This is a genomic window from Pseudonocardia sp., assembly GCF_025965585.1.
Classification (GTDB): Bacteria; Actinomycetota; Actinomycetes; order Mycobacteriales; family Pseudonocardiaceae; genus Pseudonocardia.
Genome location: NZ_JAOPWR010000307.1, coordinates 1 through 12,694, shown reverse-complemented (window position 1 = coordinate 12,694; position 12,694 = coordinate 1). Strand labels below are relative to the sequence as shown.

Genomic DNA, 12,694 nt, shown 5'->3' with positions numbered 1-12,694 from the left:
ACCCGGAAGCTAAGCCCTCCAGCGCCGATGGTACTGCACTCGTCAGGGTGTGGGAGAGTAGGTCGCCGCCGACATCAAATGTGGATGGGTGCGCCCTCTGTCTTCGGACAGGGGGCGCACCTTTTTTGCGTTCCGGTGGCCGGTCCGTGTCCTAGGATCTCGGTGTGGACCGGCGCATCGGAGGGTCGCTTGCACGGCTGGGCCTGACCGAGCCGTCGGCGGAGTCCACGCTGCTCGATCTCGGCTGGTGGTCGGGCGACCGGCCGGCCCTGGGTGCCGAGCCGATCATGTGGGCGCTCGCCCGCAGCCCCGATCCCGATCTGGCGCTGCGCGGCGTCGAGCGGCTGTTCGCGGCCGTCGGCGACGGGCCGGATCTGCACCGCGCACTGCGCACCGACACCGGACTCCGTGGCCGGCTGATCTCCCTGCTGGGCAGCTCCACGGCACTGGGCGACCATCTCGTCACCCATCCCGATCGCTGGCACCTGCTCCGCGAGGGCGCTCAGGTGGCGGGATCCGATCCCACGGCCACATTGCTCGGTGCGGTCGGGGCCGATCCGGATGAGCCGCCGGCCGGTGCGCCCGGCGGGTCGCCGGCCACTCTGACCGGCCCCGACGCGATCAAGGCGCTGCGCACCGCCTACCGCGACGAGCTGCTGGTGCTGGCCGCCGCCGACGTCGGCGCGGTGGCGGAGCCGGAGCTGCCGGTGCTCGAGATCGAGAACGTCACCTCCCGGCTGTCGGACCTCGCCGCGGCCGCGCTGCGAGCGGCCTTGGCCGTCGCGCTCGCCGAGGTCGGTGAGGGCGCCGACCCGGGGCGACTGGCGATCATCGCGATGGGCAAGTGCGGCGGGCACGAGCTGAACTACGTCAGCGACGTCGACGTCGTGTTCGTCGCCGAGCCGGGCGACCAGGCCACCACGAAGCTCGCCAGCCGGGTCATGCGGATCGCCGGTGAGGCGTGCTTGGAGGTGGACGCCAACCTGCGCCCCGAGGGCCGACAGGGCGCGCTGGTCCGCACGCTCGACGGGCACGTGTCGTACTACAAGCGATGGGCGAAGACCTGGGAGTTCCAGGCTCTCCTCAAGGCCCGTCCCATCGCGGGCGACCCGGAGCTCGGCAAGGCCTACGCCGAGGCCGTCGCCCCCATGGTGTGGAACGCGGCGGGGCGCGACGACTTCGTGGCCGACGTGCAGGCGATGCGCCGCCGGGTCGAGGAGCACATCCGGCCGGACCACGCCGCCCGGGAGCTGAAGCTGGGCCCAGGCGGGTTGCGCGACGTCGAGTTTGCGGTGCAGCTGCTGCAGCTCGTGCACGGGCGCACGGATCCCGCGCTGCACTCCTCGTCCACGCTGGAGGCGCTCGCCGCGCTGGCCGAGGGCGGGTACGTGGCCCGCGACGACGCGGCCAACCTCGCGGCGTCCTACCGCTTCCTCCGCCTGCTCGAGCACCGCCTGCAGATGCAGAGGATGCGCCGCACCCACCTGCTCCCCGCAGCTGACGACACCGCCGGGCTGCGCTGGCTCGCCCGGGCGGCGCACCTGCGCCCGGACGGCCGCCACGACGTGGTGGGCGTTCTCATGGCGGAGTGGACGCGCAACGCCCGCCGGGTGCGGCGTCTGCACCAGAAGCTGTTCTACCGACCCCTGCTCACGGCCGTCTCGCGGCTGTCGCCGGACTCGGCACGACTGAGCGAGTCGGCGGCGAAGGCGCGCCTCGCGGCGCTGGGCTGGGCGTCGTCGGAGGGTGCGCTCAACCACCTGCGCGCGCTGACGTCCGGGGTGTCGCGGGCGGCGTCCATCCAGCAGACGCTGCTCCCGGTGCTGCTCGACGATCTCGCCCGCACCCCCGACCCCGACCGCGGGCTGCTGGCCTACCGGCGCGTGTCCGAGGCACTGGCCGCGACACCCTGGTACCTGCGGCTGCTGCGCGACGAGGGGCTGGTGGCGCAGCGGCTGATGTGGCTGCTGGGCACGTCGGCGCTGGTGCCCGATCTGCTGGTGCGCGCCCCGGAGGTGCTACGGCTGCTCGCCGCGCCGTCCGCGGGGCGGGCCGACGAGCTGAGCCGCGATCCCGGGGAGGTCGCGACGTCGCTGCTCACCTCCGTCGCGCGGCAGCACGACCCCGAGACGGCGGCCGCCACCGCCCGGTCGCTGCGCCGTCACGAGATGCTGCGCGTGGCGTGTGCAGACCTGCTGGGCGTGCTCGACACCGAGCAGGTGTGCACGGCGCTGAGCACGGTGTGGGTGGCGGTGCTGCAGGCGACGCTCGAGTCGGTGGAGCGGTCACTGGTGAACGGGCCCGTCCCCGCCCGCATCGCGGTGATCGGGATGGGCCGCCTCGGCGGCGCGGAGCTCGGCTACGGCAGCGACGCCGACGTGGTCTTCGTGTGCGAGCCCGCGAACGGCGCCCCCGATAGCGACGCCGTGCGGTACGCCACCACGGTCGCGGAGACGGTGCGCAGGCGTCTCGGCGCAGCCAGCCCTGACCCGGCCCTCGTGGTGGACGCGGATCTGCGGCCCGAGGGCCGCTCGGGGCCGCTCGTGCGAACGCTCGAGTCCTACCGCAGCTACTACGCGCGCTGGTCGGAGCCCTGGGAGGCCCAGGCCCTGCTGCGCGCCACCCCCGTTGCCGGCGACGCGGACCTCGGGATGCGTTTCGTGCAGATGGCCGACCCCGTCCGGTACCCGGTCGACGGCCTGGACGCGGCAACGGTCACCGAGATCCGGCGGATCAAGGCCCGCGTCGACGCCGAGCGGCTGCCGCGCGGTGCCGACCGCACCCTGCACACCAAGCTGGGGTTGGGCGGGCTCGCCGACGTCGAGTGGACGGTGCAGCTGCTGCAGCTCCAGCACGCCGGGGACATCCCGGAGCTGCGCACGACGTCCACGCTGGAGGGGCTGCGCGAGGCCGCGGAGGCGGGGCTGCTCAGCGCGTCGGACGCCGCGGAGCTCGCCGCGGGCTGGACGATGGCCACGCGGGCCCGCAACGCGATCATGCTGGTGCGCGGCAAGCCGGGCGACCAGCTGCCGCGCTCGGGCCGCGAGCTGGCGGCCGTCGCCTGCGCGATGGGCTACCCGTCGGACGGCGACTCCGGGGTGTTCCTCGACGACTACCGCAAGGCCACGCGGCGGGCCCGCTCGGTCGTCGAAAGAGTTTTCTACGGCTGGTGACGCCGGGACGGCGTGCAGACGATCCGCCACCGTGGCGACCTCGTGGCGGCACTCGGTGGGGCGGTCGGGCCCGCCGACCGCCGGCTGTACCGGCAGGGCGTGCTCGTCGGGGTCACCGACCCGTCGTCAGCAGTGTCAGGAAGACGTGCTCGGACCCTCCAACGGGTGGAGGATCGATCACGATTCCGGGCGGTGCCAGACTGGGCCCGTGGGTGACGGGCTGCAGCACGGTGTCGACGTCGTCACGCAGGTGGTCGAGACCCGGCCCGCGGTCCTGTTAGCCGCGGTGCTCGCGCTCCTCACCGTGCTGTGGACGGTGTCGTGGCGCTGGACGCGCACAGTGGTGACCATCGCCCACGAGGGCGGGCACGCGCTGGCCGCGATGGCGGCCGGCCGCGGGCTGACCGGTATCCGGCTGCACCCCGACACGTCCGGCGTGACGGTCTCGACGGGGGCCCGGCGCGGCCCGGGCCTGGTGTTCACGTTCCTCGGCGGATACCCCGCGCCCTCGCTGCTAGGGCTCGGTGGCGCGGTGCTGGTGGCGGCCGACGAGGCCCGGCTGATGCTGTGGATCGCGCTGGCGCTGCTCGTCGCGTGCCTGATCCAGATCCGCAACGTGTTCGGTGCGCTCGCGGTCGTGGCCACCGGTGTGCTCGTCGCGGGCGTCGCCGGCTGGGCCACGCCGCGCGTGCAGGACGGGTTCGCCGCGGCGCTGTGCTGGTTCCTGCTGTTCGGCGGCCTGCGGGCGGTGCGGGAGCTGCAGCGCGGCCGTCGGCGCGGGCGCCGGGACGGCTCCGACGCCGACATGCTCGCAGGCCTGACGCACGTGGCCGGGGGAATCTGGGCCGCTCTGTTCTGGTTGGTGGCTGGTGTGGCTGTGATCACTGCGGCGTGGGTGCTGCTGTTCCGATGAGAGGACGACGTACGTGAGCGACTGGAATGACAAGATCATCGCCGAGTTCCGGGCGAACGAGGGACGGGTGGGGGGCCCGTTCGAGGGTGCTCCGATGATCCTGATCCATCACCTCGGCGCGAAGTCCGGCACCGAACGCGTGACGCCGCTGCGGTCCTTCCCCGAGCCCGACGGGCGGTTCGTGATCATCGCGTCCAAGGCGGGCGCGCCGACCAACCCCGACTGGTACCACAACCTCAAGGCACACCCGGTCATCGACGTGGAGGTCGGTACCGAGACGTTCCCCGTCGTCGCGTCCGAGGTCGACGGCGCCGAGCGCGACGAGATCTGGTCGCGCATCGTCGCCGACAGCCCCGGCTTCGGCGAGTACCAGGAGAAGACCACGCGGACCATCCCCGTGTTCATGCTGACCCGCGCGTCCTGAGGCAGGATCGCCCGGTGACCATCACCCTGGACCAGGCCCAGACCATCGTCGGCGCGGCGCTCGCGCACGGCACCGAGCAGGGTTTCAACCCGTTGACGGTCGCGGTGCTCGACCCGGGCGGCGCGATCGTGGCCCTCGGGCGGCAGGACGGGTCGGGCTTCCTCCGCCCCGACCTCGCTGTCGCCAAGGCCTCCGGCGTCCTCGCCCTCGGGATGACCAACCGCGCCATCGCCGCCCGCGCGGCCGACTCCCCTGAGTTCTTCACCTCCGTCGCCACCCTCGCGGGCGGCAAGATCCTCTCCGTGCCCGGCGGCGTCTTCGTCCGGGACGCGGACGGCGGGCTGCTCGGCGCCGTCGGTGTCACGGGTGACGCCTCGCTCAACGACGAGGCCGCCGCGCTCGCGGGCATCGCCGCCGCCGGTCTGGTGGGCCAGACCGGGGCGGAGTGAGCGCAGGCACCACCGGCACCACAGGCCACACCGGAGATACCGGCAACACCGTCGACCGGACCGGCGCGGGGCTCGTCCTCGCGCTGGTCTCGGCCGTCACCTTCGGGCTGTCCGGCCCGTTCGCGAAGGCGCTGACCGACGCGGGCTGGTCGGCGTCCGGTGCCGTGCTCGTCCGGCTCGGGGGTGCGTCCGCGATCCTGCTGGTGATTCTGGCGGTCCGCCGTCCGGGTGTCGTCGCCGCGATCCGTGCCGACGGCCCGGCGCTCCTGCTCTACGGCCTGTTCGCGGCGGCCGGCGTGCAGGTGGCGTTCTTCAACGCGCTGCAGTACCTGCCGGTGGCCGTCGCGCTGCTGCTGGAGTACCTCGGGCCGATCCTCGTGATCGTCTGGGTGTGGCTGGTGCGCGGGCAGCCGCCGAGCCGGCGCACGGTCCTCGGCGCCGCGGTGGCGCTGTTCGGGCTGACGCTCGTGGTGCGGCTGTGGTCCGGGGTCGGGCTCAGCGCTCACGGCCTGGTGTGGGGGCTCGTCGCCGCCGTCTGCCAGGCGGCGTACTTCCTCATCGCCGACCGCGCCGGCAGCGCCACCCCGCCGCTCGTGCTCGCCGGCGTCGGGATGACGGTGGGCGCCGTGGTCGTCGCCCTGCTCGGGCTGGTGGGGGCGCTGCCTGTCGTGATCGACACGGCGGCCACCGGTGTGGTCCTCGGCGGGGCCGACGTCGGGTGGCCGGTGGCGGCGACGCTGCTCGTCGTCGTCGCGTCGGTGATCGCGTACCTCACCGGCGTGGGGGCGATCTCCCGGGTCGGCGCGGCCCGCGGGTCGCTCGTCGCACTGCTGGAGGTGGTGGCGTCGGCCGTCGCGTCGTGGCTGCTGCTCGGGCAGGTGCCGGCGGCCGCGCAGACGGTCGGCGGCGTGCTGATCCTCGTGGGTGTCGCGCTGACCGTACGGGCCTCAGGCGTTGCCGGGCCGCGGCCGCAGTGACGGCGGGGTTCGCGGCGGGGGGGCGCCCGGTCAGGCCACGCGAGCGCGCCAGGATGCCGGTGCCGAGCAGCCGCGCGGCGACCAGCTCGTGGAGGGGGCGCCGATCGCGGCCGGCCAGGTGGGGACGCCGTACGCGTCGGGCCGGCGGTTGATGCTGTCGGCGACGAAGGCCGAGATGTCGTCGCTGCCGGGAGCGAGCGCCTGTCCTCACCCCCGATCGTGTCTCCGCAACCGACGCCGCCACCAGGACGGACGCGGGGCGGGGGCCGCCGAGGGCGCCGGGCCCTGCGGTGCAGCGGCTGCCGCGGGCCGTTCCTCGCGCCAGCGGCGCACCGCGTCGTCGGCATCGATTCGGCGCACCTGGACCCGCGGACCCTCGGGTGCGCGTAGGTGGTCGACGATGCGCAGGTTCAGCTCCCGCACCGTGTCGCGGACCTGTTCCTCGGAGCGCAGGGTGCGGAGCGTCTCGGGGAACCGGTCGAGCTCCTTGCGCAGCTGGATCGACGGCGGCAGCAGGACGTCGCGGGACAGGCCCTCGCGTTCGACGTAGCGCCGGACCCACCACAGCTCGTCGTCGGGGCCGCTGATACCGGGGAGCGGCTTGCCCGCGCCCGGCAGGTTGTCGAAGGCGCCCCGTTCCGCGGCCTCGCGGATCGCCTTGTCGACGGCGGACTCGTAGCGACCAGGTTCGATCACCCCCTCGAGGCTACCGGGGGATCACCGGCAGTGCGACGTGCGACGGGCAGATGACGTCGTGGACCGGGCGCACCCACCGCAGGCTCGCGCTTGCCACCAGAGCCCACTCGCGCGTTCGGTCACCCACGCGCGTGGAGCTACACGCGCGTGGGGAGGAAGGGCGCGCGCCGGCCCCGTTCGCGCGCCTGGTGCGTCTCCGCGCGCGTGGCTGCGCGAGCGACACAACCCGCGCGCGAACGCCGGCGACTACGTCTGGTCGATCCGCTGCGTCCCGCTGTAGACGTTCATCGTCTCGCCGCGCAGGAACCCGACCAGCGTGACGCCGGCATCCATCGCCAGCTCGACGGCCAGCGAGCTGGGCGCGGACACCGCCGACAGCACCGGCACCCCGGCCATCACGGCCTTCTGTACCAGCTCGAACGACGCGCGCCCCGACACCATCAGCACCGTGCCCGCAGCGGGGACGCGGCCGTCGAGCAACGCCCAGCCGAGGACCTTGTCGACGGCGTTGTGGCGGCCCACGTCCTCTCGGGCGACGAGCAGCTCGCCGTCGGCGGTGAACAGACCTGCGGCGTGCAGGCCACCGGTGGAGTCGAAGAGCTTCTGGGCGGCGCGGAGCGAGTCGGGCAGCGTGCTCAGGGTGGCCGGCGTGACGGCCACCGGGTCCGCGACGGGGGAGAAGCGCGTCTTGAGCTTCACCGCGTCCAGCGACGCCTTGCCGCACACCCCGCACGACGAGGTCGTGTAGAAGTTGCGCTCCAGGCTCGGGTCCGGGGGTTCGACGCCGGCAGCGAGCGCCAGGTCGAGCACGTTGTAGGTGTTGCGGCCGGCATCGTCGACCGAGTCGCAGTAGCGTGCAGCCAGCACGTCGGACGACCCGCCGATCACGCCCTCCGTCAGCAGGAAGCCGTGGGCGAGCTCGATGTCGTGGCCGGGCGTGCGCATCGTGACCGACAGGGGCTTGCCGTCGACGCGGATCTCGAGCGGTTCCTCGGCGGCGAGGGTCTCCTGGCGGCGGGTGGACCCGGCGGCGTCGATGTGCAGGACAGGCCTGCGGATGGTCAGTCGGCCCATGCCCGCACAGTAATCCCGTGTCAGCGGATACGCCGTCCGGTCTCGGCGCACGAGTAGCCGCCCAGCGCCTCGACCCCGCCGCGGAACTCCGGACGGTCGAGCAGGGCCCACAGCGGAGTGAGCAGCTCGTCGTCCAGGGTCTCGGTGCGCAGGACGAGGTCGTAGGGCTCCCGGGCGATGGGCACGAAGCCCAGGCCGAACGCGCGGGCCGCGGCCAGGATGCCCATCCCGGTGTCGGCCCGCCCGGCGCTCACCGCGGCGGCGACGGCCAGATGGGTGTGCTCCTCCCGCGAGTACCCCGACACCTCGGCCGGGTCGATGCCGCGCAGGCCGAGCTCGTGGTCGAGCAGCGCGCGGGTGCCCGCGCCGCGCTGCCGGTTGACGTAGCGCACACGCCTCAGGTCCTCGATGCCGGTGAGGCCCAACGGGTTGCCGGGGGCGACGATCAGGCCCTGGTCGCGGTGCACGAGTCGGACCACCGCGGCGTCGTCACCGAGCAGCTTGTCGACGTAGGGCAGCGTGTACTCGCCGGTGGCCGGGTCGAGCAGGTGTGAGCCCGCGATGTGACAGAGGCCGTCGCGCAGCGCGACCAGCCCGCCCAGCGAGCCGACGTTGGACGAGGCCAGCGTGACCAGCGGGTCGGCGGCCCGCAGCTCGGAGGAGGCCACGTCTAGCACGAGGTCGTGCGAGCCGATGGCGACGATCGTGCGCCCGATCTCGCCCAGCCCCCGCAGCAGCTCGACCCGGACCTGCTCGCCCGCGTGGTGGCCCTCCACCCCGGCGGGCACGACGAGCAGGCCGTCTGCGCGCACCAGGGACGTCAGCACGCCTGCGCCGCGAGGCAGGGGGGCCGCGACGATGTCGCCGCCGACCCGGCCCAGGCGCACCCGCACCCAGTCGTCCGTGCCGATCGCGGAGGCGAGCTTGCGCGCCAGCCGCGCGGTGGTGGATGGGCGCTCCCGTGGCGCCGCGCCCTCGAGGGCAGCAAGCAGGGGTCCGGCGAAGATGTCGAACGTCAGCGAGGCGGACACCGGGTAGCCGGGCGCGCCCAGCACCGGGGTGTTCCCGACGGTGCCGAGCACCACGGGATGGCCCGGCTTCACCGCGACGCCGTGCACGGCCAGCGTCCCGGCCGCCGCGACGACGCTCGCGGTGTGGTCGTCGCGGCCGGCGCTCGAGCCCGCGATGAGGATCACCAGGTCGGCCTCCGTGGCGGCGTCGCGCAGGGTAGCGGTGATCAGCTCCGGGTCGTCGGGGACGATCGCGGTGGCGGCGGCCTCGCACCCGATCTCCCGGGCCTGCGCCGCGAGCATGAGCGAGTTGGTGTCGAGGATCTCGCCGGGCGCGGTGTCGGTGCCGACCGGCCGGATCTCGTCGCCGGTCGGCACCACCACGACCCGCGGCCTGCGCCGCACCACCAGCTCGACGGCCCCGGCCGCGGCGCACGCGGCCACGTCCACCGGGCGCAGCCGGTGCCCCTCGGGCAGCAGCAGCTCGGTGGCACTGATGTCCTCGCCGATCGAGCGGACGTGCTGGTACGGCGGCACGGCGGCCTGTAGCTCGGCCTTGCCGTCGGCGGTGCGGTGCACGTGCTCGCGCATCACGACCGCGTCGTAGCCGCCCGGCAGGGGATCGCCGGTGTCGACGACCTCGAAGTCGGCCAGCGACACCGGCGTGGTCTCCCCGGCGCCCAGCGTGTCGGCCGCGCGCACCGCGATGCCGTCCATTCCGGCGGAGTCGAACGCCGGTGACGACCGCAGCGCCCACACCGGCTCGGCCGTGACGCGGCCGACCGCCTCACCGACAGGCACCCGCACCGCGTCCACCCGCTGCGGGCAGCCCGCCGCCGCGCACGCCTTCCGCCAGGCCGCCATGGCCTGTGCCGCAGGGACGTCGGAGACGAACGGGCTGTTCACCGGTACAGCATCACATCGGCCTCCGCGCCCGCGTCGAGGCCGGTGGCCGCCTCGGGCACCACGAGACAGCCGTCGGCGCGCGTGAGCACCGACAGCAGCGCGGACGGGCCGAACACCGGCGTCGCCACCCCGTCGGCCACGGTGACCTGAACGATGTCGACACGGCCCGTCATCGACGGGAGGTCGCGGGAGAGCCGGGCGCGCGTCGACGGCTCCGGCGGCGGCCGTTCGCACCCGGCCAGCCGCCACACCAGCGGCACCCCGACCAGCCGGAACACCACGAGTGCCGAGAGCGGGTTGCCGGGCAGCCCGATCAGCGGCACGCCGCCGCAGTGGGCCAGCAGGGTCGGCTTGCCGGGCTTGAGCGCGATGCCGTGGCACCAGATCTCGCCGAGGGCGGCCACTGCCCCGGCCGTCTCGTCGCGGGCGCCGACCGACGAGCCTGCGGAGACGACCACCAGGTCGGCATCGCGCAGGGCCTCCTTGAGCGCCGTGCCGAGCGCGCCCGCGTCGTCGGGGACGATCCCGGCGAGCACCGGCTCGCCGCCGGCGTCCCGCACCAGCCCGGCCAGCGCCGACGCGGTGGCGTCGCGGACCTGGCCTGCCCGCAGCTCGGGCGTCGACGGAGGCACCACCTCGTCGCCGGTGGAGAGCACCACCACCCGCGGCCGGGCGTGCACGGCCACCTCGACGACGCCGGCCGCGGCGAGCAGCCCGAGGTCGGGGGCCCGCAGCGGCCGCCCGCCGGGCACGAGCTCGCCCCCTGCCGCGACGTCCTCGTCCGCGCGCACCAGGCCGGCGCCGGGCGCGACGGGGCGGGTCACCTCGACGGTGCCCGGCATCGTCTCCGCGGTGTACTCGACCATCACCACGGCGTCCGCGCCCGCGGGCAGCACGCCGCCGGTGGGCATGGCCACACATCCGCCCGCGGGCACGGTCACGTCGGGCGCCCGGCCCATCCGCACCGCCCCGACGAGGTCGAGGTAGGACGGCAGGCCCTCCGACGCCCCGTAGGTGTCGGCGGCCCGCACCGCGAAGCCGTCCACCGTGGACTTCGCGAACCCGGGCAGCGGCGCAGGGGACAGCGTGGCGGCTGCCGGTACCCGGTGCAGGGCTTCGGCCAGCGGCACGGTCTCGACCGCGGTCCGGCGGGCCGGCCGGAACCCGCTGAGCACCTCCGAGACGGTGCGGGCGGTGAAGAACTCCCGGCCGGTCACAGTTGATCACTGTCCGGGGACATGGGGCCGCACAGGGGACGGTGTCCGGTCCCGAAGCGGTGATCACGGCCGAGTGCCGTTCCGGGCCGCGACTTGTGATCGCCGCCTGGGGACCTGGAGCCGGACGTGGTGCGGTTCGCCGTCCCGAAATGGTGATCATGGGCAGGCGGATGGAGGCGGCTCACCGGTCCGGCTGTCCCGCCTCGCCGCCGGGCCGGGGCTGGTCGCGCGCCGCAGCGCCACCCTTGTCCAGCCCGAGCACGCTCACCACCGGGCCCAGGGCCACCTGGCCGAGGCCGCAGATGGAGGTCTTGCGCATGGCCTCCTCCAGCCGCAGGATCTGGGCCCGCTCGCCTTCGTCGAGCTCCGATCGGCCGGCGAGCAGCTCGTGGGCCTTCGTCGACCCCACCCGGCACGGCACGCACTTGCCGCACGACTCGTTGCGGAAGAACCGCAACACGTTGGTGGACGCGGCCAGCAGGTCGGTGCCCTCCGCGAGCACCACGAGCGCGCCGGAGCCGAGCATCGTGCCGGCCTTCGCGGCGCTGCCGAAGTCGAGGGCGAGGTCGAGCTGGTCGGGCCCGATGAAGTTGGACGATGCGCCCCCCGGCTGGACCGCACCCACGGAACGACCGCCCGACACCCCGCCCGCCAGCTCGATGAGCGCGCCGACGGTGGTGCCCATCGGCACGCAGTACACATCCGGCCGCTCGACGTGCCCGGACACGGCGAAGAACTTCCAGCCCACCGAATCGCCGATGCCCTGATCGGCCCACCACTGCGCGCCGCGCTGCACGATCACGGGCACGTCGGCGAACGTCTCCACCGAGTTCATCAGCGTGGGGCGCCCGTGCAGGCCGTAGTTGCCGGGGAACGGCGGCTTGTTGCGCGGCTCGCCGCGGTGGCCCTCCATGCACTCCAGCAGCGCGGTCTCCTCGCCGAGGATGTAGCCGCCGGGGGAGACGAAGACATCCACCTGCCGGCCGGGCCCGACGAGCCCGGCGGCGCGCAGCGCGTCGATCTCCGCCCGGAGCACGTGCTCCTCGGGGCCGTACTCGTGCCGGACGAAGACCCAGCCCTCCTCGGCGCCCACCACGGCCATGCCGAGCAGCAGGCCCTCCAACACCAGGTGGGGCTGGGTGGCGAGGATCTGGCGGTCCTTGAACGTGCCGGGCTCGGACTCGTCGGCGTTGCAGATGACGTACTTCGTGCTGCCGGGCTGCGTGCCGCGGACCAGGTCCCACTTCTGCCCGGTGGGGAAGCCCGCGCCGCCCATGCCGCGCAGCCCGGAGTCCTTCAGCGTCGCGATCACGTCGTCGGCGTCGAGCGAGCCATCGAGCAACGCGCGCAGTGTGGCGTACCGCTCGCCGACGCCCGAACCGGCTGGGTAGGGGTCATTGGGCCACGGCTCGTCACGCAGCACGGCGGCCGCCTCGCCGACGCCGTCACCGCGGGCGCCGGTCACGAGCGCGTCCGTGGACGACACGGGAGCGGGCCGCTCGTTGACGGCGACGGCCGGAGCACTGTCGCAGCGGCCCAGGCACGACACCTCGACCAGCTCGACGTCGGCGTCCTCGCCGTAGCGCGCCCGCAGTTCCGCGATCCGGGCGTCGCCGTCGCGCAGGAAGCACGGCAGGTCGTGGCACACGTGCAGCGCCACCTTCAGCGGCGGGGACGTGCGGAAGTGCGGGTAGAACGAGATCAGGCCCTCGATCTCGTAGCGCGGCCGCCGTGCCTCGCGGGCCAGCTCCTCCAGCTCCTCGCGGGGCAGCCAGCCCAGCCGCGCCTGGATCGCGTTCAGCGCGGGGATCAGCGACGGTCCGGGGAACTTCCCGGCCCTCGCCTCCACGCCCGG

The 12,694-nt window shown here is 74.3% G+C and carries 10 protein-coding genes; 5 read left to right on the top strand and 5 right to left on the bottom strand.

The window, feature by feature from the left end; all coding sequences use genetic code 11:
- The first annotated feature begins 164 nt into the window (after positions 1-164).
- The 5 genes from JWR81_RS18845 to JWR81_RS18825 all read left to right on the top strand — a co-directional run bounded on the left by JWR81_RS18845 (position 165) and on the right by JWR81_RS18825 (position 5,936).
- Positions 165-3,173: a bifunctional [glutamine synthetase] adenylyltransferase/[glutamine synthetase]-adenylyl-L-tyrosine phosphorylase gene (locus tag JWR81_RS18845; protein WP_297654213.1), complete on the top strand. Its 3,009-nt coding sequence runs from the start codon at positions 165-167 to the stop codon at positions 3,171-3,173.
- A 208-nt stretch (positions 3,174-3,381) separates the two neighbouring features.
- Positions 3,382-4,086: a M50 family metallopeptidase gene (locus JWR81_RS18840; protein WP_297654211.1), complete on the top strand. Its 705-nt coding sequence runs from the start codon at positions 3,382-3,384 to the stop codon at positions 4,084-4,086.
- Positions 4,087-4,099: 13 nt separating this feature from the next.
- Complete coding sequence (locus JWR81_RS18835; RefSeq protein WP_297654208.1) at positions 4,100-4,510, top strand: nitroreductase family deazaflavin-dependent oxidoreductase; 411 nt, start codon at positions 4,100-4,102, stop codon at positions 4,508-4,510.
- 14 nt (positions 4,511-4,524) lie between these two features.
- Positions 4,525-4,959, top strand: a complete 435-nt coding sequence (locus JWR81_RS18830; RefSeq protein WP_297654205.1) for a heme-binding protein — start codon at positions 4,525-4,527, stop codon at positions 4,957-4,959.
- Positions 4,956-5,936, top strand: coding sequence for a DMT family transporter (locus tag JWR81_RS18825; RefSeq protein ID WP_297654202.1), 981 nt, complete (start codon positions 4,956-4,958; stop codon positions 5,934-5,936). The genes JWR81_RS18830 and JWR81_RS18825 overlap by 4 nt, the downstream gene beginning before the upstream one ends.
- A 207-nt stretch (positions 5,937-6,143) precedes the next feature.
- On the opposite strand, the gene JWR81_RS18820 is transcribed toward JWR81_RS18825, so the two are convergent.
- From JWR81_RS18820 to JWR81_RS18800, 5 genes are all read right to left on the bottom strand, one after another.
- Positions 6,144-6,632: a DUF1992 domain-containing protein gene (locus tag JWR81_RS18820; RefSeq protein ID WP_297654199.1), complete on the bottom strand. Its 489-nt coding sequence runs from the start codon at positions 6,630-6,632 to the stop codon at positions 6,144-6,146.
- A 246-nt stretch (positions 6,633-6,878) separates the two neighbouring features.
- Positions 6,879-7,706: a formate dehydrogenase accessory sulfurtransferase FdhD gene (gene fdhD, locus JWR81_RS18815; protein ID WP_297654196.1), complete on the bottom strand. Its 828-nt coding sequence runs from the start codon at positions 7,704-7,706 to the stop codon at positions 6,879-6,881.
- A 20-nt stretch (positions 7,707-7,726) separates the two neighbouring features.
- Positions 7,727-9,622 carry a molybdopterin biosynthesis protein gene (locus JWR81_RS18810; protein ID WP_297654193.1) on the bottom strand — a complete coding sequence of 632 codons (1,896 nt, stop codon included), beginning with the start codon at positions 9,620-9,622 and terminating at the stop codon, positions 7,727-7,729.
- Positions 9,619-10,839, bottom strand: coding sequence for a gephyrin-like molybdotransferase Glp (gene glp / locus JWR81_RS18805; RefSeq protein WP_297654190.1), 1,221 nt, complete (start codon positions 10,837-10,839; stop codon positions 9,619-9,621). Before glp ends, JWR81_RS18810 begins: the two co-directional genes overlap by 4 nt.
- 181 nt (positions 10,840-11,020) lie before the next feature.
- The coding region (locus tag JWR81_RS18800; protein ID WP_297654187.1) for an NAD(P)H-dependent oxidoreductase subunit E at positions 11,021-12,694 on the bottom strand (1,674 nt) is incomplete at its 5' end.